Origin of the sequence: Pediococcus sp. AC40, from assembly GCF_030252485.1 — a bacterium.
GTDB lineage: Bacteria > Bacillota > Bacilli > Lactobacillales > Lactobacillaceae > Pediococcus > Pediococcus acidilactici.
Genome location: NZ_CP127012.1, coordinates 387,401 through 412,089, shown reverse-complemented (window position 1 = coordinate 412,089; position 24,689 = coordinate 387,401). Strand labels below are relative to the sequence as shown.

22 protein-coding genes are annotated in these 24,689 nt (G+C 44.2%); 8 read left to right on the top strand and 14 right to left on the bottom strand.

Going from position 1 to position 24,689, the window contains the following annotated elements:
* Positions 1-18 precede the first annotated feature (18 nt).
* Both alsS and helD read right to left on the bottom strand, forming a co-directional pair.
* Complete coding sequence (gene alsS / locus NL111_RS01905) at positions 19-1,695, bottom strand: acetolactate synthase AlsS (protein ID WP_002829993.1); 1,677 nt, start codon at positions 1,693-1,695, stop codon at positions 19-21.
* 137 nt (positions 1,696-1,832) lie between these two features.
* Complete coding sequence (helD, locus tag NL111_RS01900) at positions 1,833-4,130, bottom strand: RNA polymerase recycling motor HelD (RefSeq protein WP_285110370.1); 2,298 nt, start codon at positions 4,128-4,130, stop codon at positions 1,833-1,835.
* A 139-nt stretch (positions 4,131-4,269) separates the two neighbouring features.
* Between helD and NL111_RS01895 the strand changes: the two genes are divergently transcribed.
* The 4 genes from NL111_RS01895 (at position 4,270) to hflX (ending at position 8,817) form a co-directional block, all read left to right on the top strand.
* The gene (locus tag NL111_RS01895) at positions 4,270-4,917 is read left to right on the top strand and encodes a histidine phosphatase family protein (protein WP_002829995.1); all 648 of its coding nucleotides are present in this window, start codon (positions 4,270-4,272) and stop codon (positions 4,915-4,917) included.
* Between the two features lie 45 nt (positions 4,918-4,962).
* Entirely contained in the window at positions 4,963-6,594 is a 1,632-nt protein-coding gene (locus NL111_RS01890) for an APC family permease (RefSeq protein WP_285110369.1), read from the top strand.
* A gap of 4 nt (positions 6,595-6,598) precedes the next feature.
* Positions 6,599-7,279, top strand: a complete 681-nt coding sequence (locus tag NL111_RS01885) for a histidine phosphatase family protein (RefSeq protein WP_285110368.1) — start codon at positions 6,599-6,601, stop codon at positions 7,277-7,279.
* A gap of 245 nt (positions 7,280-7,524) precedes the next feature.
* On the top strand, positions 7,525-8,817 hold the full coding sequence (gene hflX, locus NL111_RS01880; protein WP_002829998.1) for a GTPase HflX: 1,293 nt from the start codon (positions 7,525-7,527) through the stop codon (positions 8,815-8,817).
* Between the two features lie 90 nt (positions 8,818-8,907).
* Here the strand turns inward: hflX and NL111_RS01875 are convergent, their stop codons facing one another.
* The 8 genes from NL111_RS01875 to NL111_RS01840 all read right to left on the bottom strand — a co-directional run bounded on the left by NL111_RS01875 (position 8,908) and on the right by NL111_RS01840 (position 14,513).
* Complete coding sequence (locus NL111_RS01875; RefSeq protein WP_002829999.1) at positions 8,908-9,561, bottom strand: amino acid ABC transporter permease; 654 nt, start codon at positions 9,559-9,561, stop codon at positions 8,908-8,910.
* Entirely contained in the window at positions 9,561-10,211 is a 651-nt protein-coding gene (locus tag NL111_RS01870; protein WP_002831087.1) for an amino acid ABC transporter permease, read from the bottom strand. The genes NL111_RS01875 and NL111_RS01870 overlap by 1 nt, the downstream gene beginning before the upstream one ends.
* The gene (locus NL111_RS01865; protein ID WP_002831086.1) at positions 10,208-11,041 is read right to left on the bottom strand and encodes a glutamate ABC transporter substrate-binding protein; all 834 of its coding nucleotides are present in this window, start codon (positions 11,039-11,041) and stop codon (positions 10,208-10,210) included. Before NL111_RS01865 ends, NL111_RS01870 begins: the two co-directional genes overlap by 4 nt.
* Before the next feature lie 12 nt (positions 11,042-11,053).
* Complete coding sequence (locus NL111_RS01860; protein WP_004166713.1) at positions 11,054-11,794, bottom strand: amino acid ABC transporter ATP-binding protein; 741 nt, start codon at positions 11,792-11,794, stop codon at positions 11,054-11,056.
* 142 nt (positions 11,795-11,936) lie between these two features.
* The gene (locus NL111_RS01855; RefSeq protein WP_002830005.1) at positions 11,937-12,785 is read right to left on the bottom strand and encodes a DUF6681 family protein; all 849 of its coding nucleotides are present in this window, start codon (positions 12,783-12,785) and stop codon (positions 11,937-11,939) included.
* A gap of 12 nt (positions 12,786-12,797) precedes the next feature.
* Entirely contained in the window at positions 12,798-13,310 is a 513-nt protein-coding gene (locus NL111_RS01850; RefSeq protein WP_200834150.1) for a hypothetical protein, read from the bottom strand.
* A gap of 126 nt (positions 13,311-13,436) precedes the next feature.
* Complete coding sequence (locus tag NL111_RS01845; RefSeq protein WP_002830008.1) at positions 13,437-13,883, bottom strand: Fur family transcriptional regulator; 447 nt, start codon at positions 13,881-13,883, stop codon at positions 13,437-13,439.
* 60 nt (positions 13,884-13,943) lie between these two features.
* Complete coding sequence (locus NL111_RS01840) at positions 13,944-14,513, bottom strand: guanylate kinase (protein ID WP_002831082.1); 570 nt, start codon at positions 14,511-14,513, stop codon at positions 13,944-13,946.
* A 120-nt stretch (positions 14,514-14,633) separates the two neighbouring features.
* On the opposite strand from NL111_RS01840, the gene NL111_RS01835 reads away from it, so the two are divergent.
* The gene (locus NL111_RS01835; protein WP_002830011.1) at positions 14,634-14,810 is read left to right on the top strand and encodes a hypothetical protein; all 177 of its coding nucleotides are present in this window, start codon (positions 14,634-14,636) and stop codon (positions 14,808-14,810) included.
* 101 nt (positions 14,811-14,911) lie between these two features.
* Here the strand turns inward: NL111_RS01835 and NL111_RS01830 are convergent, their stop codons facing one another.
* The gene (locus tag NL111_RS01830; protein ID WP_002830013.1) at positions 14,912-15,328 is read right to left on the bottom strand and encodes an NUDIX domain-containing protein; all 417 of its coding nucleotides are present in this window, start codon (positions 15,326-15,328) and stop codon (positions 14,912-14,914) included.
* A gap of 153 nt (positions 15,329-15,481) precedes the next feature.
* Here NL111_RS01830 and NL111_RS01825 point away from each other — a divergent pair, with 153 nt between their 5' ends.
* Positions 15,482-16,870 carry an amino acid permease gene (locus NL111_RS01825; protein ID WP_002830014.1) on the top strand — a complete coding sequence of 463 codons (1,389 nt, stop codon included), beginning with the start codon at positions 15,482-15,484 and terminating at the stop codon, positions 16,868-16,870.
* 127 nt (positions 16,871-16,997) lie between these two features.
* Here the strand turns inward: NL111_RS01825 and NL111_RS01820 are convergent, their stop codons facing one another.
* Positions 16,998-18,776: an adenine deaminase C-terminal domain-containing protein gene (locus tag NL111_RS01820; RefSeq protein WP_285110367.1), complete on the bottom strand. Its 1,779-nt coding sequence runs from the start codon at positions 18,774-18,776 to the stop codon at positions 16,998-17,000.
* 16 nt (positions 18,777-18,792) lie between these two features.
* Complete coding sequence (locus NL111_RS01815; protein WP_002831076.1) at positions 18,793-20,145, bottom strand: NCS2 family permease; 1,353 nt, start codon at positions 20,143-20,145, stop codon at positions 18,793-18,795.
* Positions 20,146-20,317: 172 nt separating this feature from the next.
* Here NL111_RS01815 and add point away from each other — a divergent pair, with 172 nt between their 5' ends.
* Complete coding sequence (gene add / locus NL111_RS01810) at positions 20,318-21,331, top strand: adenosine deaminase (protein ID WP_002830018.1); 1,014 nt, start codon at positions 20,318-20,320, stop codon at positions 21,329-21,331.
* Between the two features lie 83 nt (positions 21,332-21,414).
* A complete protein-coding gene (locus NL111_RS01805) occupies positions 21,415-23,871 on the top strand; it encodes a Xaa-Pro dipeptidyl-peptidase (protein ID WP_285110366.1) in 2,457 nt (818 codons plus the stop codon).
* Here the strand turns inward: NL111_RS01805 and NL111_RS01800 are convergent.
* Complete coding sequence (locus NL111_RS01800; protein WP_119179006.1) at positions 23,816-24,598, bottom strand: biotin--[acetyl-CoA-carboxylase] ligase; 783 nt, start codon at positions 24,596-24,598, stop codon at positions 23,816-23,818. The two genes, NL111_RS01805 and NL111_RS01800, sit on opposite strands and share 56 nt — an antisense overlap.
* Between the last annotated feature and the right edge of the window lie 91 nt (positions 24,599-24,689).

Genomic DNA, 24,689 nt, shown 5'->3' with positions numbered 1-24,689 from the left:
CCCTTTTTTACAAATATTTTATAGTTGATCTGGTAGCAAGGATTGGCCCAACTTAACGTTATCTCGATAATCAACCGGAATGTCGACCACTACCGGTCCCTTCGTTTGAAACGCTTCGTCCAGTTTCTTTCCTAGATCTGCTGGTCCATCAACTCGCAAGCCCTTGGCACCATAACTTTCAGCCAGTTTAACAAAGTCAACCGGACCAAAGTTTACTCCCGCAGCTTTGCCATATTTCAATTCTTCTTGGAACTTAACCATGTCATAATGCCCATCGTTCCAGATAATGTGCACAATATCTAGATTTTCCCGAACGGCTGTTTCCAATTCTTGCGCGGAGAACAGGAAGCCCCCGTCTCCAGAAACGGAAACTGATTTGTGACCCGGACGTAACAACGCCGCTGAAATTGCCCATGGCAAGGCAACTCCGAGGGTTTGCATTCCGTTACTAAATAAGAGGTGCCGTGGTTGGTAACTTCTAAAGTGCCGTGCCATCCAAATATAAAAGCTTCCCACGTCAACTGAAACGGTCATTTCATCGTCGACCCGGTACTGCAACGCTGAAATTAGTGATAACGGATGAATTCGTTGGGTATCCGATTCCGCTTCGGGCGGTAAGTCCTGTTGATTTTGTTGTTCGCGTAACTGCTCTAAGTACTGCTCTCCGTCGTTACTAATTTGGTAACCCGCGAGGTGCGGTGTTAAGAGGTTAATGGTTTGGGCAATGTCGCCCACTAGTTCTTTTTCGGGTTCAAAGTTGTGGTCGATTTCGGATGGTGAATCGTCGATTACGAGAATCTTGCCATCCCCTTCCGCATTCCAGTTCCGCGGTTCGTATTCGATGGCATCGTATCCGACCGTAATAACCAAATCACTGTGTTTCAACAACTTATCCCCAGGTTGGTTGCGGAAAAGTCCGACCCGCCCGTAGAAATGGTCTTCTAAATCATGGGAAATAATTCCCGCGCCTTGGAAAGTTTCCACAACTGGCAAATCAGATTCCTTAACTAACTGCCGTACCGCTTGGGTAACTTCTGGCGATGACGCCCGCATCCCTAGCAATAGTACGGGAAGTTGGGCGTTTTTAATGGCTTCCGCCAGTTTCTTAATTTCATCAGGGCTTGCTGGTCCTAAAATGGGCTTCTTCAAGGGTTGAATTGGCCGGGTGCTAACTGGTGCGTTCACCACGTCTTGTGGAAAACTCACAAAACTTGCCCCTTGTTTAGAAGATTCCGCAGCCCGGTAGGCATTTGCCAAAACTTCTGAAATGTTTTCTGGTTCCTGCACTTCCACACTGTACTTGGTAATTGGTTCAAACAAATCCGCGTTGCGCATGCTTTGATGCGTTAGTCTCAAAAGGTCGTTACGGGGAACTTGCCCACCGATAGCTAATACCGGATCCCCTTCCGCCGTCGCGGTAACTAATCCGGTAGCTAAATTTCCCACTCCGGGGCCGGAGGTGGTTAAAACCACTCCCGGTTTTCCGGTAATCCGACCAACCGCTGCCGCCATAAAGGCCGCATTTTGTTCGTGTCGGGTAATAATTAACCGGGGCTTACGAGCCCGATTAGAATGCTCTAACTGTTCGAACAGTAAGTCAATTTTGGCACCTGGAATCCCAAAAATATATTCCACATCATGGTTAATGAGACTGTCCAGAATCGAATCCGCTCCCGTGTAACTGCTTTGAATCATCTTTTTCCTCCTTAGGGGGTCTTGAAAGTGTTTACATAACTACTATATCAGAATTTTACTACCATGGATCGGGTAAATATTACTTTTTGCACTCCTTGCAACTTGATTCCCATTATCCATCGTTTGCTGTGCATAACTTAATTAATTGTTTGGTATAACGATTTGGGGATTTTAGCAATTAACGGACTAAGTTGTCCCATGGCTACTACTAATAAACGATGCATTGCCCGTGAACAAATGGTGTATAACAACTGTTCGTCGCGGTGACTTTGATAATTTTCCGCGTTAGCATCCCAAACAATCACTGAATCAAATTCCAGTCCCTTAGCTAGGAAGGATGGTACTACTAAAGTTCCTTCTACAAGTCGTTGATTTTCCGTGCGAATTAAAGTTACCTTTTCTCCAGCGGCCTGCAACTGCTCCGTGATTTGCTCACATTCTGCTAAACTACGACCAATAATTGCGGTAGTTTCGTGGTCTTGGCGGTCCCGTTCTAACTGGGCTTGGACCGTCTTAAGCATGGTAGCTTGATCTTGGGTAACGGCAACCCGGGGTAATTCGCCTTGGCGGTTGAACGCTTCGATTGCTTCGCCCTCTTCCAAAATCTCCTTCGTGAAGTCCGTAATTGGTTGCGTCGAACGGTACGACTTCGCCAACTGAACTACCTTAGTCTTTTCCGGATCAAACATGGTCGAAAGTTCTGCCAAAAGGGTTTTACTGGTTTCGTTTGCGTAAATTGATTGGTTCAAATCCCCTAGCAAAGTAAACTTAGCCTTCGGGAAGTTATACCGCAGATAAGCTAGTTGAAAGGCATTGTAATCTTGGATTTCATCGATAAACACGTAGCGCATCGAACGGTCGCCCCGTTTACCAGTAATTAAATCATAGAGGTACAGGTACGCTGACGTATCCACCATCGTTAATTGCCGATTTTTAAGATTTTCCACTAGTTTTTCTACATGGGCCTGCCACTGTGCTTCGGTAACCCCGATTTTTTCTAACTTATACCACTTTGGCAAAGTCCGAAGCATGTGGACGTACTGCGCGTTAATACTCAAGAAGCGGTTCCGCATAATTGCGTTCCGAACCGGTTTTAACTCTTTAACCACAATTTGCCGAGCTAAAAACTTAAATTCTTCGTCATTGTCCTTGAATTCGCGAGGTTTATTCTTAAACAACTCGTGAATTTCTTCTTGGCTTAAGTTTTGCACCGCTTCTTCTACCCATTTCGTCCGTAGTTCGCTCCCAACCTTTTGGTTAAGCATGCGAATTAAGGTCTCTCGAGTTCCGTCGATCCGGTTACTTAAGCTATAAGTGTCGTTAAACGAATAGTAAATTTCCTTAATCTTTTCCCTGCTAGCGAACGGTTTTTCCTTGAACATGATATTTCTAAACCGCATGCCGCCCTTCCCAAGGTGCTGTGCATAACGGGTTAGGGCTTTAAAGAATTGTAAACTACCTTTAAATTGGTCGATTTTTCGTTCTGCGTCAGTAAGCTGCTTATCAAACCGTTGTTGTAAGTTTTCCACATCTAAGTTAGGAATCCGCCGCCGGGCAAATTGGTAATAGGTCATCTGCACCATGTTTTGTTCCCCTAATTCAGGTAACACTTGGTCCACATAGTCGTTAAACAACTGGTTTGGCGAGAACATAATCACTTGTCCTGCCGTCAATTTTCCCCGATAACGGTATAACAAGAACGCAACTCGTTGTAAAATTGCCGCCGTTTTTCCTGAACCAGCCGCCCCTTGCACAAATAAAAGGTCCGCGGACGTATTCCGGATAATTTGGTTTTGTTCGCGTTGAATGGTGGAAACGATGCTCTTCATCTTTACGTCCGACTGCGATCCTAAAGCGTTCAATAACATTTGATCGCCAATCGTTTCGTCAGTATCGTAAACCGAAATCAACTTACCGTCTTCAATCGTAAACTGGCGCTTCAACTTTAAATCCACGGATTGTTGCCCATCTGGGGTTGCGTACTCCACGTGGCCCATTTTGCCATCGTAGTAAACACTTGAAATTGGCGCACGCCAATCGTAAATCAAAAAGTGGTCCGGAGTATCCGAAAACGAACCCAGTCCGATGTAGATAGTCTCGTCGTTTTTCTCGCCCTCTTCGTGGAAGTCAATCCGGGCGAAGTAAGGCCGTTTTTGCATTTGTTTAAGTGTTTTAATTCGTTTGGTTGCGTGTTGCCAACTATTCTCACGCTCTTCGAGCAACTGCTGTTGTTGGCGAATTGAAATTGCCGTGTCCATCATTCCTGAATAACTGGAAGTATTGATTCGGACATCGTTATAAAAATTATCTTGGATTGCTCCGCGATCATTTTCGGCATTCTTAGCATCTTTTTGGGCCTTATCCATAGCAATGTCTACCTTATCTAAGACCTCTGCTAAATGTTTTTCTTCATATTTAAAAATTTCGTCTGCCAATATGTTTCACCTCTCGGTTTTGTTAGACATAAATTTTACTCCTTTTTATGCGTTTTCACAAAGATTTAAGTCATTTTGGAAATTTAATTTATGATAGAATGGTTGAGGTTTTACAAAAAATAAGGAAGGACAGAAGCTGATGAAACAACTAAAGCTGTACTTTGTTCGTCACGGACAAACCATTTTTAATAAGTACAATCGGATGCAAGGCTGGTCCGACTCACCCTTAACTGAAAAAGGGTACGCAGACGCCCACCAAGCTGGCGTTCGACTAAGCGATACTAAGTTCGACGCGGTGTACGCTTCGGATACCACCCGAGCAATGAACACTGCCCGCGCCATTTTAGCTGAAAACAAGCACACTACCGCTGAAATCCAAGCAAAAACCGAATTTCGAGAAGAATTTTACGGTTATTTTGAAGGCAACGATTCTGCCCAAACTTGGTTTGAAGTTTTGATGCCGATTTCTGGAAAACGCTCGTTCCACGAATTTCTCGAAGAACGCCCGATTGCGGAAACTAAAGACGCTATTAAAGCGGCCGATCCTTTCCACGATGCGGAAAATAACGCCGAATTTTGGGAAAGAATCAACCGTGGATTTAACGACTTGCTAGCGACCGCTAACGATGGCGATCAAATCCTCATCGTCAGTCACGGAACGACAATCCGTTCCATCGCAGCTAAAGCAGATCCTGAACTAGACATCACTTGGGGTCCTAAAAATGGCAGCATTACCCGTTTTACCCTTGATGAAGATGGAATTCATTTAATCGAATATAACAATTAAGATAGTAGAATTGAGATTTAAAATTTACATAGGAGAGACGTAAGAATGGAAAATTCACCTTTAGATGCAAAAAAAAGGTACATTAGCTGGCCGGTCGTTGCTCTGATGGACTTTGTTACCGTAATTGGCTTTGACGATTTAATTTACAATTTTCATAACCAAGGTTTAGCAATTGTTTCTACCTGGGTTTTGATGATTCTGCTTTTTGTTTGGCCATATGAAATGATGGTTGGCCAACTAGGCGGAACTTTCAACGAAGACGGTGGCGGATTAGCTTCCTGGGTTCGCGCAACTAACGGGGACCTTGCCGGATACATCGTGGCCTTCTTCTACTGGATTGCGGGATTACCATACGTAGTCGACGTTGCTAACTCCGTGGTAGTTTCAATTAGTTGGTTAGTTAAGGGTAACGGGGATTTACAATCCTACATGCCCACGATTGCCTTTGCTCTCTTCACCGCGGTGGTCTTTTTAGTTTTTATTTGGTTCCAGCACTTTTTCCGCAACCGCTCGTTGGAGATTCTCAGTACTTTAGGCGGCGGGGCCATGTTTGTAATGACGATTCTTTTCGTGGTAATGACGGTTACCGCCCTAATGCATGGTCGTCACATTGCTACCCAGCCCTTTAACGCGAGGGCCTTCATCCCTAAAATTGATGGACACTTCCTATCTACCTTTGGGTTATTAATTTTCGCGATTAACGGTGCCGAGCTTGCCGCACCATACGTTAAGGAAATGAAAGACGGTAAACGGGACTTTCCGAAAGCCATGATGATGCTATTATTAATGACAATTTTTCTCACCGTCTTTGGTTCGTTCTCGTTGGCGGTGTTCTTTAATGCCCACCATCTTCCTTACGATTTAAAGATGAACGGTTCCTACTACGCCTTCCAAGCGTTAGGGAAGGAATTTGGAATTGGGGACACCCTCATGTACATCTTTGCGGTGAGTCAAGCCCTTTACATGTTTGCCCAATTGGCGGTTATTTTAGACGCCAGCACCCGGATCTTCTTGTCTGACGTCGCAATGAAGTACCTGCCTAAATCACTAGGTAAACTAAATAGCGACGGTTTGCCAATCAATGGGTACTGGTTAACCACTGGAATCGTTTCGCTGGTACTCTTCCTCAGTAACTGGCTACCAAGTATTAACGATATGTTCAACTGGCTTTTGAACATCAACGGAATTGTTTCGCCATTTGTAACTAGTTTTGTCTTCTTTGCCTTCATGCGCATTCGGCAAAAGAGTAAAGAATTCCACAGTGATTACGTCTTCATCAAAAACGACGTTCTTGCTTGGTTGGTGGGAGCATGGTGCTTTGTAATCACCATCGTATTTTCACTGTTAGGGGTTCGTCCAACCGACGCGACGCCAGGAACTGCTTTATACGACAAGGAATTAGCGTTGAACATCATCATTCCGGTAATTTTCATTGCCCTATCCGCGTTGCTTCCTTACATGGCGTGGGTAGAACGTAACCATTTGAAGAAGACTTCCCGGGCTTCCTACCCATTTGCAATCTTAACCTTCATTGTGGGCGCTTATCTAGTAATTAAGGGCCACTACAGTGCTGACGTTTGGTCTGGCGTGATTGCTTGGGGAATTATCGTGGTCGCTACCTTGGCGGTTTACTTCCTCTTCTTTAACATCTTTAGAAAATCATTTAAGAAAGCATAGATTCATGAAAACTGTTAACTATTACTTTGTACGGCACGGGCAAACCCTCTTCAATCGGTACCGCCATTTACAAGGTTGGTCTGATTCGCCACTTACCGAAAAAGGGGTGCACGACGCCCAACAAGCAGGCGATTTTCTAGCGGACGTGGACTTTGCCCACGCGTATTGTTCAGATACTACTCGGGCAATCAAAACGGCCCGGTTCATCAACCAGCGAAATCACCACCCGTTACCCGAAAAAACCATCGAACCAATCGCAGCTTTTCGGGAACAATTCTTTGGTTATTTCGAAGGTGCTAATTCGGTAGAAACTGAATTTAAACTTTATCAACAACATTCCACAATTGAACCAACCCTTAACGCCATGACCGCTTTACATGGCATTAAGGCGGCCATCGACGTGTGGAAAAACGTGGATCCGTTCCACGATGCCGAAAGCTACACGGAAATCACCACCCGTTTGCAACAAGGTTTGGATTACACCTTTGACCAAGCTAACAATGGTGATAACGTATTGGTGGTATCGCACGGAACTTTGATTCGAATTTTGACGTCCATGTTCAACCCGGAAATTGACGTGTCCCATAGCCCCCGCAACGGGAGTGTTACCAAATTAAAATTGAGGGACCAAGATGGAGTGGTGGAATATTTTGGCAGAGTATCCCCAGCCCCGGGTAACTCGTGAGGATTAATTGAGAAGTAGACCTAATTGTCTCGACAATTAGGTCTACTTTTTAGTTAACCGGAACGAGTTGGGGCTGGGGACACATTTCGACTAGGTTGTATATCCAACTTTTGTCCCACTCTCATTTTCTTATTACGGCAGAGAAATTTACGCGGCTCACCCCATAAAATGCTTATTTTTCTACCCCCGCCTAATCCATGATATAATTATATAAACGTTTTCAATAATTTGGAGGCCATTCTTATATGAACGAAGAAATCAATGAAGAACCAATTATTATTGCCGGTCTAGAACTACCTGGCGTTAACCTGGATTACGCCATGGCAGAACTTAAGTCGTTAGCATCTGCTAACCACATGAGGGTGATGGACCAGCTTACCCAAAAATTAGAACGGCCTAATGCCGCAACCTATTTTGGAAAAGGAAAAATTGAAGAACTGACCCAAGTAGCTGCGGCTCGCGAAGTCGAAACCCTGGTGGTTAATGACGAATTAACCCCTAGTCAGCTTAGTAACTTAGAAAAGGAAACCCAGTTACGAGTCATCGACCGCACCGGTTTGATTTTAGAAATCTTTGCTAACCGGGCTCGTTCAAAAGAGGCCCGTCTCCAAGTTGAACTTGCCAAGTTGCAATATCAGCTTCCCCGCTTGCGGACTAGCGCTACCCAGCGACTTGACCAACAAACTGCCGGAAATACCGGCGGTGGGTTTACTAACCGGGGTGCCGGTGAAACTAAGCTAGAATTAAACCGGCGGACGATTCGTAACCGAATCAACCACATCAACCAGGAACTTAAGGAAATGTCCACTTCGGCCAACGTGCAACGCCAGCGTCGGGATAAAAAGGACATCCCTAGCGTAGCCTTAGTAGGGTACACCAATACTGGAAAGTCAACCACGATGAATGGTTTAATCAGTATGTACGGCCGCAATGAAGACAAGCAAGTTTTCGAAAAAGACATGCTGTTTGCCACCTTGGACACTAGTGTGCGCAAACTAACCTTCCCAGACCAAAAAGAACTGATTCTTAGCGATACGGTTGGGTTTGTCAGCAATTTGCCACACCAGTTGGTAAAGGCCTTTCGTTCCACCCTATCGGAAGCTGCTAAAGCGGACCTCCTTGTACAAGTTGTGGACGTATCCGACCCGCATTACCGGGAAATGATGCAAACTACTGCGGACACCCTCCAAGAAATTGGGGTCACCGACGTTCCCATGATCTACGCCTTTAACAAGGCCGATCGGGCAGGCATCGCTTACCCGACGTTGGATGGAACCGAACTCACCTACTCGGCAAAGCAGCTTCAATCACTTGAAATGCTAACTTCGTTAATTAAAAAGCAAGTATTTAAAAACTACGTACGTGCTGATTTCCTGATTCCTTTTGATGAAGGTCAAGTAGTCAACTTCTTAAACGGCAATGCCGACGTAAAGAAAACTTCCTACACCGATCAAGGAACTAAAATCACCGCCGAACTAAAGGACAGTGATTATCAGCGGCTCGCCCAGTACGTTGTCCAACCGGAAGATCAAATTTAAAATTTTGTTAGCTACTAACGCAAAAATGGCATTCAACTCTGATTCGGTAACGAATGGGGTTGCATGCCATTTTTTATTAATTTTACAATCTTAAGCTAATTTTTGCTCTAGTTTTCGCGAGATAATCGACAAGGTATAGCAGACCACGAAGTACATTCCTGCTAGAGCCACAAACATTGGAATAATATAATTTGTGTTTTGCCCGTAAATGATTTGCGCGTGGTACATCATTTCCGGAAGCATGATAATCGTCGCTAAAGAAGTATCCTTAATCAACGAAATGAATTGGCTAACCAAAGCTGGAATCATCCGAACCTGTGCCTGGGGCAAAATAATGTAGCGCATTGCTTGCCAATACGATAACCCGTTCGCCCGAGCGCCTTCCATTTGGCCTTTATCGATCGAAACAATCCCGCCCCGAATAATTTCCGCAATCATGGCTGATTCAAATACCGTTAGCGCCAAAATTGAGGATGGCAGGATTCCCAACCGAATTCCCAAGTTAGGCAATCCAAAGTAAACGAAGAAGAACATTAACAAGAGGGGCAAGTTTCGGATTACGTCAATCACCACTCCCACCAACGCTGACAAGTAGCGTACGTTAAGGTAACGGATTAGTCCCAGTATTCCACCGAGCACGTAGCTAAAAATAATCGAAATCACCGAAACTTCAATAGTTATCCACAGTCCCTTTAACAAGAACGCTAAATTTACCGCGGAATAGGCTTCCATAAATGCGTGCATTAGGCGACACCTCGATTCGTCCGTTTTTCTAGGTACCGCATGTAGTAACTTAGCGGCATCGTGATAATGAGATACAATACTCCCACTACTAGATAAGAGTTAATCGTGTCAAAGGTGGTGGAGGCAATGTCGTTCCCCACGTACATCAGGTCAAATCCAGCCACGAAAGCTAACACTGACGAATTCTTAACTAGGTTAATAAATTGGTTTCCTAAAGGTGGAATCACAATCTTAAAAGCCTGGGGCAAAACAATGTAACGCATCGCTTGGCTAAACGTCATTCCGTTTGACCGGGCCGCTTCCATTTGCCCCCCGCTTACCGATTGGATTCCCGCCCGCACCGTTTCGGCAATGAAAGCCGAAGTGTAGATGGTCAATCCAATGGTACCAGCGGTAAAACCGTTTACCGCGGGGACATACCGTGGAATCACAATGTAAAAGAACATGGTCACTACCAGTAGCGGAATGTTTCGAACCACTTCCACATAAATGCGGCCAATGGTCCGTGCTAACCGACTAGGCAAAACTTCCATGATGGCAAACAGCGATCCGATTACTAAACTAAAAAATAACGCAATCAAACTACAAAGTAGCGTCTGTCCCAGTCCGCTAAAGAGCTCCGCACTATGATTAGTTAAAATATTAATCATCGTTCCACCTCCCGGTAATTAAATCCAGGAATATCGCCAAACCATTTCTTGATGAGTCGGTTATACTCCCCGTTTGCGATAATCTCTTCCAACGCTTGGTTAAGGTGTTTTTTCAACGCCGGTTGGTTTTGGTTAATGGCAATTCCGTAAGGTTCCTTAGTGAACGCTTTTCCGACCACTTTAAATTGGGGATTATCAACCGCCATCCCAAATAAAATACCGTTATCCGTAGTTAAAGCCGCTCCCTGCCCGGATTTTAGTGCCGTAAGGGCTTGAGCATAGTCTTGCAACTGAATTACCTGTGCTTTAGGGGCAAATTTTTTAACGTTGCTGACCGAATTAGCACCAACCACCCCAATCACCTTGGTACCCGGATGGTTTAGATCCTTTACGCTATGAATCTTACTATCTTTAGGAACTAACAGGGATTGTCCGGCATCAAAATAGGAGTCTGAAAAATCAACTACTTTTTGCCGGTCCTTAGTGATCGTCATCGTCGCAATCACTGCATCCAAATTGCCATTCTTCAGCAGTGGAATCCGCGTTTGGCTAGTTACTTGAACAAACTCGGCCCGCGCATCCTTTCCCAACATCTGCTTCGTCAGCGCTTTAGCAATGTCAATATCAAACCCCTTAATCTGGGAGTCCTTTACGTCCATTAACCCAAACAACTTGGTATCGGCCTTTACCCCCCAAGTGAGGGTTTTAGTTTGCTGGGCGGTTTGCCAAGCGTCACGTTGTTTAGCTTCTTGCTTTGTACAACCACCTAGAATGCCCAGAAAAAGTACGGCTGTCAGTCCCAAGAAAAGCATTTTAAACCTTCTACGCATGGGGACCACCTCCTAGTGTTTGATAATCTTGCTGAGAAATTGGCGTGCCCGTTCGTTAGATGGTTGCCCGTCAAAGAATTCTTCCTTGCGGTCGTCTTCGAGGATCCGACCACCATCCATGAAAATCACCCGGTCCCCCACTTCACGAGCAAAGCCCATTTCGTGAGTCACCACTACCATGGTCATGGCGGAATCGCGGGCAATTTGCTTCATAACGTTTAAAACATCATCGATCATTTCAGGATCGAGCGCGGACGTTGGCTCATCAAATAAAATACATTTAGGCTGCATCGCTAAACTACGGGCAATCGCAATACGTTGTTTTTGCCCCCCTGATAGCATGGCAGGCATGCTGTCTGCCTTTTCAGCTAGCCCAACCCGGTCCAGCAGTTCCATTGCTAGTTGGCGGTTCTGCTCTTCAGGTCGTTTAAGCACGACCCGGGGAGCTAGCATAATGTTCTCTAAAACAGACTTGTTATCGTACAAGTTAAAATGTTGGAAAACCATTCCCACTTCTCGGCGAATTTTGTTGATATTGGTTTGGCGGTTGGCTAAGTCAAATCCGTTGACAATTAATTGACCACCGTCAATACTTTCTAATCCGTTAATGGTTCGAATCAAGGTGCTTTTTCCTGAACCAGACGGTCCAATCAATACCACCGTTTCTCCCTTTTCGATCGTTAGATTAACGTCGGTTAGGGCATGAAACTTACCGTAATACTTTTCCACATTATGAAATTCGATCATCGACATCTTGATCCCTCCGTTTCCATTTACCCGATTACATTAACGAAAGATTAAAATTAGATAAATTTTTGGTTATATTGACTATACTGGACAAAAAAAGACCTGTCAAAGTAAATACATTGACAGGTCTTAATAATTTATCATCAAATCACTTCGAAAGTGAGGTTTGGCGCCGTTTATAAGCAATATTAATTTTTAAGCGGTATGGTTCATTTTCCACAATCATTCCAGAGCGACCGCGTACTTTCTTTTCGCCACCAATTAAAAACGCGTTTGCTAAATACAAGTGGTTTTCAGCTTTAGCGGCTTGGTAACTGGATAAGCCCACCTTGGTAATTTCGCCCACTGGAACGGCCTCCATTTGGTTCATTCCAGCTACCACAGTGGGTTTGCCAGCAACGAGTTGGACTTCCGCATACGGGATCGCCACTCCCAAGTCGCCGATTGCGTACGTTTCGGTTTGCTGAGCAGGCATTTCTGCCCGTAATTCTTCGTCAGTCCGGCCCCCATAATCCATGAAGACCATCCCTGATTGAATCATCTTTTCCGCAATTTGTTCAATATTTTTTTGTTGGCGCGCAGATGAAACGATCGTGGCGGGTAACAGGGCCTTCTGGTCGAAAACTCCGCCTGGACTAGCAACTTGGCGGCTTTGTCGTTCTACCCGCGTAAGGCGGCGTCGGAATTCTTCTTTTTCCCGCACTTCTTCTGGCGTGCCCCCAATGTATTTTTCTAAAATTGGAGAAATATCAAACGGAGCCTGCTTATTAGTGAAATAGTAATAAATGTTCATAATTGAGAAATACAAGAAAATCAAAAAGATTGCTAATAGCAGTAATCCTCTTGTATATGCGCCATTTTGGATAAAGCGAATCCCAATGTATAACAAATACCAATTCCCTACAAAGGCTGTGATAGTGTAAATTTGGTTCTTCAACTTACTCTTAACACTAATCATGCCCATGTAATGACTTACTAATGTTAGAAATGAAATCACGTTTATCCCCCCTTATTGACCTGTATTAGTATCAGTGGTCGTGGCCTTTTGGACGGCAGCCTGTTGGTTAGTATCCTGCTGCGAACTTGCTTGCCCTTGCGATGCAGCAGCTCCTGATCCTGAACTTGCATCTCTGGAACTATCCGTCGTGGTCTGGCCTTCATCATTTGCCCCACTAGAGGCCTTATCATTGCCAGTCGAATCCTTAGTCGTTTTCGAAGAAGAATTGTCTTGAGTTTGATCATCAGTTGGTTGTGAAGTTTCCCCACTGCTTGAAGTATCTTCACTCGGCTTGCTGCTTTCTTCAGAACTCGATGACGACTCTTCCGATTTATCTTTAGAATGTTCATCGTCGCTTGAAGGTTTCTTTTCTGGTTCACTGCTTTCAACTACTTTTGAAGAACGCACCGGCGCTCCTTCAGAAGTGTTGGTAGCTTTATTAACAATTACGTTTGTCGCACTTAGCGCAATTATCATCGTCACGATGGCAATCGGCGTTAAAAAAGGTGGTGTTCTGTATGCCATTCTATCTCCCTCCATATTTCCAAACATTAGCATACCAAAAAAACGCGCTCAGGTAAGCAAAACTCCCCCAAGTTTGCAATAACTTTAATATTTTATCTGATAAAGTTAACATTTAACTTATCCACACTATGCGTGAACTTTTTTTGCACACTCTGCACAGATCCCATATAACTCAAAATGGTGTCCGGTAATCTCAGCACCCGGTAACTGGTCGCTAAAAAAACTCAACGGACACATTTTTAATTCCTGCACTTTTCCACACTGGTTGCAAATAAAGTGATGGTGATGTGCATGCTGCTCGTTACAGTCCAGTTTTACTTCTGTTTTTCCGTCATTTTCGTTTTGATTTTCTTCCACAATTCCTAGTGCCGCAAATTCCTTAACGTTTCGGTAAATCGTGTTATGACTCATCTTAGGAAATTGTAGCCGCATCAAGCGGTCTAATTCGGTTAATTCCAAATACCGATCACCGCTTTGCGCAAGCAACTCTAATAAACTCTGCCGCTGACGCGTAATTTTATAGCCGTTCGCTTTTAAAATTTTAACCGCAATTGCAATTGGGCTTTTATCCACTGTTTGCCACCTCGTAAATAGTAATTATTACGCTTTACATTAACATATTTAGGGGCGCATTTAAACGTCCAAAGTTTGCTTTTTGACCTGCAAATAAAATGCGTCAAGTTTTTGCTTAGTAGCCTGCCAATCGTCGTTATCAATCACGGTTGCCTTTCCTTGTAGTTCACTTGGCAATTCCATATCTCGGCGATACTCAGGGCTGTTAATTCTTTTAGTGATTGAATCCATACTATCCCCACGCTTCAACAGCCTTTGCTTCAATGTAGCTTCTTTTTGCACCCGCAAAAACAAAATTTCCACTTGGTCACCCAATTTTTGCTGGTAAGTAATTGCCCCGGCCGTGTCTAACACAATGCAAGCAATCGGGTTCTTCTGCCACGCCTGGGTGAGCCCTTCGTAGGAAGAGCCGTACCGGTAGTGAGCGTACTGAACTTGTTCCAAATAATGATTTTGGTCGAACGAATCCGCCGTTTCAAAATAATAGTCCACCCCTTGCTTTTCATTAGTCCTTTGGGGGCGGGTGGTGTGCGTGATCACCTTCACAACGCCATAACGTTGGTTAAGATAGTCTGCTACCGTGGTTTTCCCCGAACCCGTAGGCCCCGCTATTACAATAATCTTATTCATTTCCCTTACTCCAAGCTTAAATATTTGCATTTTTGTTTAAAATGTTGTAAATTAAGGTATCGTATCAATTGGAAGCGCTTTTCCCGCTTCTAAAATTCATGATTTAGGAGGTTTATCATTATGCAATTTAAAAAGTACAGCACAGCTTGGTACAGTATCGCACTTGATACTGAAAAGCAGGTTTTTATCGCTAATGATAAAGCCCAACCAGAGTTTCAAGCTACAGGCGTAACGATTGAAGAAGCAATTCAAAATCTTCAAAGCCTCGAAGAAAATTCATTCAGCAAGTTAGCATAACTTAACTCTTAAAAAGCTTTATCAAATGCAAGTAAGGAGGCCATGACCCGCGATGTCATGGCCTCTTTTTTGTTTGCTTTGCGCGCGCCCAATTTTTATTACTATTGTTCTGCTTTCCGAATATATTGGTCCGCGTTATCTAACGCCTGCTTTAAGTTTAGGTAGGTTAGCCGCTTTCTAGCAGCTGCGTAATCAAGCCACGCCGCCATGCTAATTTCTTCCTTCTGCAATCGAACTACCGTATCTTCAGGAACCTTTGCCGTAAATAGGGTCACTTTCTTGTCATTTTCGCCAACTCGATAATTTAAAACGTCGTAAAAACGATCGTCGACCGTGGCGATAATCCCAGTCTCCTCCCTAATCTCCCGCTCGGCGGCTTCAAGAGCCGATTCCGTATTTTCTAAATGTCCTTTAGGGAATCCCCAAAAACCGCTCGTAGCGCTTTTTAGCAATAAGTAATACGGCTCTTTTGCCCGCATTTGGTAAACTACTGCTCCGCCATCCAATTCTAAAGCCATCGTCATTCCTCCGTTTTTTGCTTACTTTTTTAATTATACCAGTCTCTAATTGCACTAGTTTAGCAAATTTAATCTAGGTGGATTTCTTGATTTTCGTTGACAGTATTAACTTCATCCCGTATTATTAGAAAAACATTAGAGAGGAAGTGGCGTATGCAACTAAAACATAATATTTTTCGTAAAGAATCACTAGCTAATTATCTGAAGGTAGATTCTCAATTTGAAAAAACGCTGGGTGCTAAAGACCTCTTAGCCCTCGGAATCGGGGCAGTAATCGGTACCGGAATTTTCATTCTCCCCGGCACCGTGGCAGCGTTAAAAGCTGGTCCCTCAATCACCCTATCATTTGTGATTGCCGCCTTGGTTTGTGCTCTAGCAGGAATGTGTTACGCAGAGTTTGCCGCCTCGATTCCCGTGGCGGGCAGCGCCTACTCCTACGGAACCATTATTTACGGGGAACTGCTCGGCTGGTTATTAGGTTGGGCGTTAATTCTAGAATACGTACTGGCCGTCGCGGCGGTTTCCACCGGGTGGTCTGCTTACTTTGGTTCCTTAATTAAGGGATTTGGCGGCCACCTCCCTGCAGCAATTGCCGGGCCATTTGATCCCCAGCATGGGACTTATATTAATTTGTTTGCGGTAATCATCGTGCTTTTAATTGGCTTTCTATTAAACCGTGGTTTTAAGTCTTCAATCCGCATTAACAACTTAATGGTTTTCGTTAAAATTGCAATTATTTTAATTTTTATCGGCGTGGGTATTTTTTACGTTAAACCCAGCAACTGGCAACCATACTTTCCATTTGGGATTCATGGAACCTTAGCTGGCGCATCCACCGTCTTCTTTGCTTATTTAGGATTCGACACCGTTTCAGCATCTGCAGCGGAAGTAAAAAATCCGGCTAAGAACATGCCTATTGGAATCATCGGTACGCTGATCGTTGCCACCATCTTTTACGTGGCGGTGGCAGTGGTACTAACTGGGATGGTGCCTTATAACGAGCTTAACGTGGCAAACCCCGTATCCTTTGCTTTACAATTGGTTCACCAGAACTGGATTGCGGGATTGCTATCCGTGGGTGCCCTAGCAGGGATGACCACCATGATGATTTCCATGATTTACGGTAGTTCTCGTTTAGTTTACGCAACCGGGCGGGACGGACTCCTGCCACGCTTGTTAGGCCAACTAGAAGGGCCGCACCGTTCACCCAAAAACGCTTTGATCGTCGTTACGATTTTTATCGCGTTACTTGGCGGATTCGTACCCCTTGATCAACTTACCAACCTAGTAAACATGGGAACCCTGTTTGCCTTCGGACTAATCTCGTTAGGGGTAATCCCCCTTCGTCGCCGCACCGACATCCCGGGGAACGGCTTTAAGGTACCTGGTTATCCAGTGATTCCGATCATTTCGGTTATCGCCTGTGTTTACTTGATTTCGACCCTTTCCTTAGAAACTTGGATTGGTTCAGCAATCTGGTTTGCAATCGGCTTAATCATTTACTTTAGCTATGGGATGCGGCATAGTAAACTGGCTGAATAAAAATTATTCACCAATCTCCAGTTAATTTATGAACCTTAATTACCTTTGCTTGATTCTAAAAAAATAATTTACGTATAAAAAAATTGGAGCCTCTGGAAATTTATCTAGGGGCTCCAATTTTTATTTGCTACTTTATAAGGTCAAGAATAGGATCAAAGTATTCTAATTTCGTGTAATCAACATTTCCGCCATCCGTAATTGCTAAATCTGGGATGGCCGTGATTGGCAAGAAGGACAGGTAAAATAATGGATCCGGAAGTTTACATCCTAATTGATTAGCAGCATTTTTTAACTCTACTTCTTTTCGAGCTAATTCGTTTGGCTGCAAATCAGTTACTATTCCAGCAACCGGCAATTCCAACAAGGCGAGCACTTCGCCCTTATTAACCACGACTTGTCCTCCGCCGTGTTTAACTAATTCGTTGACTGCTAACGCCATATCCGCTTCATCCATCCCCGCCACGACAATGTTATTATCATCTGGCGAAGCAGAAGTAGCTATTGCTCCGGACTGCAATCCCCATCCCGAGATGAATCCCCGAGAGTGTTGGTGGTTAATGCCATATCTTTCAACCACAGACACTAACGCAACGTCCCGTTTGGCATCGGGAAGGATGCACCCGTCCTTAATTTTTAAATCAACTTTTCTCGATTTACGGACAAACGGCCCCACGCTCTTGATGCTTCGAACCGTCGCCATTCCCGTTGGCTGATCAACTTGGTATTTAAAACTCTCAGCCGTTATTTCCGCACATTTAACCGAATTCGTAATCTCTACAGATCTTTTTGGTGGCACAAATTCCAACTGTTCCGCTTGTCGTTCAACTACCACCACGCCCTTACTGATCACCGTTTCAATATTAAAGGTTCCTGGCTGGTCAATTAGCAAAATATCCGCTTCCTTGCCAGGCGCAATCGAACCCACTTGGTCGTCAATATGGTACGCTTCGGCACTGTTTAAAGTTGCCATCTGAATGGCGGTCATGGGCGAAATTCCTGCCTTAATCGCTAACCGAACTAGATGATCAACATGTCCTTTTTCCAAAATATCACGCGCCGTTACGTCGTCCGTACAAAAACTAGTGTGGCGGGCTACACCCGGAGCACCTTCCGTAATGGCTTTAACGTTTTCGGCTAAAAATTTGGTAACCGAAGATTCCCGAATTATCGTGTGGATTCCTTTCCGAGCTTTTTCTAAAAATTCTTCATGAGAATAACTTTCGTGATCGACCCGCACCCTAGTCATTAAGAATTGATTTAGATCTTTCCCCTTGGCCAATGGAGAACAGCCAAAAATCGGTTTATGCAATTTTTGTGCCGTTAAAACAGCTGACAAGGTATCTTTATCTTTGGTTTGGACCGCTTCTCGGACGGTTTCCCAAACGCCGTAACTACGCTCCTGAGGTTGAAACTTTTGGTGATCTTGCGCGCTAACGTTATAAGCTACCGTTGACTGTGGGATTGTGTATGGCGTTTTATACGGAACCCCCCAGAAAACTTTTAGGGGAAGCTGATCAATTTCTGCAAAAATTTCGTCTAGCCCGGCTAATCCAATCACTGAAATATATTCATCCAATCCAGAGACAATGCTAGTCGTTCCTTTGGGCACTACTGCTTGAGCAAAGCGCGTCATTGACATTTTGCTGCATTCAACGTGAATATGTCCGTCAATCAAACCAGGGGCTAGATATTGGTCGGTCGCATCTACGTGTCGGGTATGCTCTCCGACATAGTCCGAGACGTCTTTATCAACTGCCACAATTCTACCCTTGTAGATTGCTACGTCTGCACGATAATATTCGGCCGTATCCACATTAATTAACGTACCATTTTCAATAACCAGGTCTGCTGGAATTTCAGCTGCCCCCGCATCAATATATTTTTCTAACTCCGTCGTAGTATCCATATCTGCTCCCGTCTGCTTAGGCTTTAGGTACAATATTTAAAATGTATAGCAATACAATGAAAATCACTAACATTGCCCACATAATGTAGTTAATTTCTTTCCGCCGTCCGGCAGCCACCATGAGGATGGGATAGGTTAGGAAACCAAAGGCAATTCCATACGAGATGTTATACGTTAATGGCATGCCAATCACGGTTAAGAAGGCTGGCATTGCAATTTCAAATTTATCCCATTCAATTTCACGTAATGCTGACGCCATTAATACCCCCACCACAATTAGTGCTGGTGCAGTAACTTGGTTAGTAACTACGGTTAGGAGCGGCGAAAATAGCATACTAAACCCAAACAATACCGCAACTGTTAAAGAAGTTAACCCCGTCTTTCCTCCAACCGCAATTCCTGCTGAAGACTCTACGTAAGCTGCGGTAGGTGTCGTTCCCATTACTGATCCAGCTAACATTGAAACCGAATCCGCTACTAATGCTTGCCCAATTCTAGGCATTTTATTATCCTTCATAATTCCAGCTTGTTGCGCTAACCCAATCAAGGTTCCTGCGGTATCAAAGAAGGCGACTAACAGGAAGATTAAAACTACCGCCCACATTTGAGGGTCCATCATTGAAGATAAATGATAAACTCCGACCCCAAAAGTCGGCTTCATGCTTGGTGCAAGAGAGATGATGCTCGCCGGCATTTTGATTAGCCCAGTGATCAATCCTAACAAGGCGGTCGACACTAAACCAATAAAAATGGAGCCCGGCACCCTTTTTGCCATTAAAATGGCAATCACAAAGATTCCAAAAATTGTTAGCCAAGTGGTTGGAACGGTCAAAGAGCCAATTTCAACCAACGAAGTTTTGCTAGCGGTAACTAGTCCGCCACCTTGGAGACCAACAAAAGCGATGAAAATACCGATTCCCGCCGCCATTGCTAGTTTCAAATCTTTTGGAATTGCATTAATTACCACTTCCCGAACTTTAAGAAACGAAAGGATGGTAAAAAGGACTGAAGCGACAAATACACCCGCCATTGCTTTTTGCCAAGAAATTCCCATTCCCAAAACTACTGAGAAAGTAAAGAAAGCGTTGTCGCCTAACCCAGGGGCTACAGCAATTGGATAATTTGCTAAAAATGCCATTAAAGCACTTCCTAAAATTGCCGATAAAGCAGTTGCCGTAAAGACCGCTCCCTTATCCATTCCAGCTGCTCCTAAAATGCTAGGATTAACAAACAAAATGTAGGCCATTGAAACAAACGTTGTTAAGCCTGCTAACATTTCCCTCTTAATCGTGGTTCCATGACCGCTTAAATGAAATACTTTTTCTAACATATTGTCATCCGCCAAAATTTGATCGTTCGCCTTTTGCATGGTAAGTACCGTCCTCCAAATATTTTTTAGCTTTCTCCACTAATTATTCCATACTTTATTTCGATTTACAATCGCCAATATTCGTATTTAGCTTTAACAATAACTCAAAAAATGCTAAAATAGCCCTCACAAGGCCCTAATGACGAACTACCTACCAGAAAGGAAACAGATTATGGATAAAATAACCAAGGAGTTTATTCAGGGACTCCCCAAAGCTGAACTACACTTACATATCGAAGGAACCCTCGAACCTCAGTTGAAGTTAAAATTAGCCAAACGAAACCACGTGGATATCGGACAAAATACGGTTGAAGAGGTCCAAAAGACCTACCAATACGATGATTTGGCCTCGTTTTTAGCCGTTTACTACCCCGCAATGAACGTCTTACAAACGGAAGCGGACTTTTATGACTTAGCTTTTGATTACTTAAAACGTGCCGCCCAAAATAACGTCCGCCACGTTGAAATCTTTTTTGATCCCCAAGCGCACACTAGTCGTGGGATTAGTTTTGCGACCGTAATTAACGGATTATATCGGGCAACGGTTGACGCGCGAGCCCTAAATATCGATGCCGGATTAATTATGTGTTTCCTGCGTGATTTCTCAAAAGAATCCGCACGAAAAACTTTAGCGGAAGCTTTGAAATATCAAGATAAGATTATTGGAATCGGCTTAGATTCAGACGAACACAATAATCCACCATTAAAATTTGCACGCCAGTTTGAAGATGCAGCTGCTGCCGGTTTACATCGCACCGTTCACTGCGACATCGACCAAAAAGATTCCATTGAGCATATTCGTCAAGCACTTGAAATTATGGAAGTTGAACGCATCGACCATGGTACCAACATCGTTGAAGACCCCGATCTGGTTGATTTGGTTGCTAAACGAGGAATCGGTCTAACTTCGTGTCCGCTTTCTAATTCTTTCGTATCTCCAGAAATGAAGGGTCAAGAGGTTTTAGAACTCCTATCAAAAAACGTCAAAGTTTCAATTCACTCTGACGATCCTGCCTATTTTGGTGGCTACATCAGTGACAACTACACCGCGATTGCTAGCCAATTCAAATTAACTAAACCACAAATTATCCAATTAGCTAGAAATTCATTTGAAAGCTCTTGGATCAGCGATCAACAAAAAGAAATTTATCTCAACGAATTAAACAACTACGTAAATAGTAATTAAACTTAAAAATCCTTCCACGGCGGTAAATGTTCGTATGCTTTAGGCGTATAATATGAACCATAAACCACTGTGGAGGATTTTTTATGAAAAACAACCAATTTGGTCGCATTGACGTTGACCAAGATGAAGAAATTACCGAATTGAAAGCAATTCATTTTATTGATCAGGACCTGATTGCCGATCCTAAGGCACAATTTGAGGATTTTCTCCGGCGTTCTTTTTTAATCAGCAATCAAGAGTCCACGTTTCAACAAAAGTTAGGCAACCTACTTGCGACGCCTAACCAAACTGCAGCAGACTTTTTTGCGAGCGCAGAGCCGCTAACCCTGGATATTTTTTATTTAATTGCCTTACAGCTATTACAATTTGAATCAGGAATTGATTTTTCTGTTATTGACCCGCAGGCTGCAACTGCCAAAATCAACTTACCGCGCCTTGCCCTTGACGCTCTTGAAACTAGCGCAGACGTGGCACACGCTTGGTATTCAATTTTGACGGCGCACACGAAAAATGGGGAAACTTACCTTGATCACCTTACCCAACAAGGCTACTTCACCCCGTTCTACGCGACCACAACCGCCCCGTTATTCTTCAACGGAAAAGCCCAAGCCGTCTTTGACCCGCATCAAATCATTCGGGAAGTCGTTTACGTAGAAGCTCCCTTAGATACTGATCACGATGGTAAACGCGACCTGTTAAAAGCAGAAATTTTACGTCCTGCCCAAACTGAGCAAGGATACAAGGCCCCCGTTTTGTACACTGCCAGTCCCTATAACCAAGGAACTAACGATCATTGGGGTGAACAAGTAACCCATAATGTCGACGTCCCGTTAACTGAAAAAACAGTTAACCACCTTACTCGCGAAGACGTGACGGCTAAACCGTATGACCCAGAACTACCACCCGAACGACAAGTTAAGGGTCAAGCTAAACACGCTTGCGAACACTTTGCCCGCGAGCAACCCTACACCTTAAATAACTACTTCCTAACCCGTGGGTTTGCGGTAGTTTATGCGGCCGGAATCGGAACCCGGGATTCAGAAGGTTTGCGGGATACTGGTTCGGTGGCGGAAACCATTTCCACCACGGCAATTATTGAATGGCTCGCGGGAAATCGTCGCGCGTTTACTAACAAAACCGATAACATTGAAATCAAGGCCAACTGGAGTAACCATAAAATTGCCATGACCGGACGTTCCTACTTAGGTACGTTAGCCACTGCAGCAGCTACTACCGGGGTCGAAGGTCTTGAAACCATTATTTCGGAAGCGGCCATTTCCAGTTGGTACGATTATTATCGGGATGGCGGTTTAGTTGCCGCTCCGGACACCTTCCAGGGTGAAGACATGGACGTCCTTGCTGCCGAAGTCTTTAGTCGACAAAAAGACCTTGGGGATGCTTTAAAAGTTCGTAGTAAATTTGACCAAGTTTTAAACCGGATTAACCACGACCAAGACCGGCAAAGCGGCAACTATTCTCGCTACTGGGACAGCCGCAACTATCTCAACCAAGCCAAAAATATTAAGGCCGATCTAATTTTAGTGCACGGTTTGAACGATTGGAACGTCAAGCCCCGTAACGTCGCTAACTTGTGGAACGCGGTCCGTGACTTGCCAATTAACAAGAAGATTATTCTTCACCAAGGTCAGCACATTTACATTAATAATTTCCGTTCGATTGACTTTACCGACATGATGAACTTATGGCTAAGTTACAAGTTGTTTGGCGTGGAAAATAACGCTCCAGAAGTTTTACCAAACGTCATCATTCAAGATAACGTAGAACCCGAAACGTGGCATACCTACCCTGACTGGCAGGATGCTGATGATGAAGTACGGGAATTCACCCTCCAAGCCAAAACACTGGTGGATGCTGCTTTACCAACTAAAAACGAGGCCGCCTCGTTTAAAGACGTCCTCGATCCAGAAGTTTTTGAAATGTACAAAAATAACCTTACGCAGTGGCATACCGACCTGCTTAACACGGAACACGCCACCAATGGTAAAAACCAGATGCGTGATAACCGGTTAATCTTCAAGTCTGCCCAACTCGATCACGATTGGTATATTGATGGGGCTGCGGAAGTTAAGGTTAACGTGGCGGTTAATAAACCATTTGGAATGCTTAGTTTTCAACTAGTTGACTTTGGCGATGCCCGGCGCTTAAACGTCACCCCAAGCCTCATCCAACCTCGCTCGTTAAGCGGCAGTTACGATTGGCGCACCGACGACTTACGAGAATTTACGCAACAAAAGAGCGTCACCCCGTGGAAAATGATTAGTAAGGGTCACATTAATTTGCAAAATCGGACTAACAACTATCGCGTTGATAAAGTTGTGCCTAACCAATTCTACGACGTAACTTTACAGTTACAGCCGACGTTCTACCACCTTCCTGCAGGTCACCAATTAGGATTGGTAATTTACGCAACTGATTTTGAAACCACCATCCGGGGCAACCAGGATTTGCAATATTCATTGCAGCTTAATCAAAGTCATTTAAAGGTTCGGCTTGCCAACGTAATATCCGACCGTTCGTAACGGTTCGGAGCTGATGACCATCGTTGACAAGTAGTTCATTTTCGGGTGTGACCCCCGTTACTTTTCCGGTAAGCCGACTTGCGACCTGATCAATGATCACCCATTGGTCTTGTAAAATCGATAAATCTAAATACTTTGGATTAATTGCGTCAGACGCCAGTGTCTGGCGCTTTTTTTGGATAGCTTGGTTGATCTTAATCAACAGGTCGGTTACTTGCGTTGCGTTTGCTTGTTCGACAATCGGCCCTCCCGTCCGCAACATCGTTTGGGGAAAGGTCGTGGTTAAGATGTTCAACCCCAGCCCCAGCACCAGCCCGATTAGTTGATTATCATCATTAGACACGGCTTCGCACAGAATGCCGCCCACCTTTTGATCATGTAAATATAAATCGTTCACCCATTTAATACCAAGCGGTTGTCCAAAAACGCGGTGCACCGCTTCGGCAACAATCACGCCCACGTTTGCCGTTACCCGTCCGGGATGTAAAACGGTGGCTGGGGCTAGAGGAAGGTAAATCGAACAGTAAATCCCCGAAGTCGGTGAATAAAACTGGCGCTGGTTAGTCCCTCGTCCAGCCGTTTGTTGATTGGCAACTACCATCCCCGCTATTCCAGGATTTTGTTGCACGCGCGTAAAAGCTACGTCATTAGTAGAGCCAACTTGGTCAAAATATTCAATTTTTTCATCCGGAAATTCATTTTGTAGTCGTGCGACATTAATTTGCATTAAAATTACTCCTTAATCAACTGCAGAAAATAATTAATTTTTTCTAATTTTTTAATTTAAGCACTAAGTCGGTTATACCAGTATTTCCGCG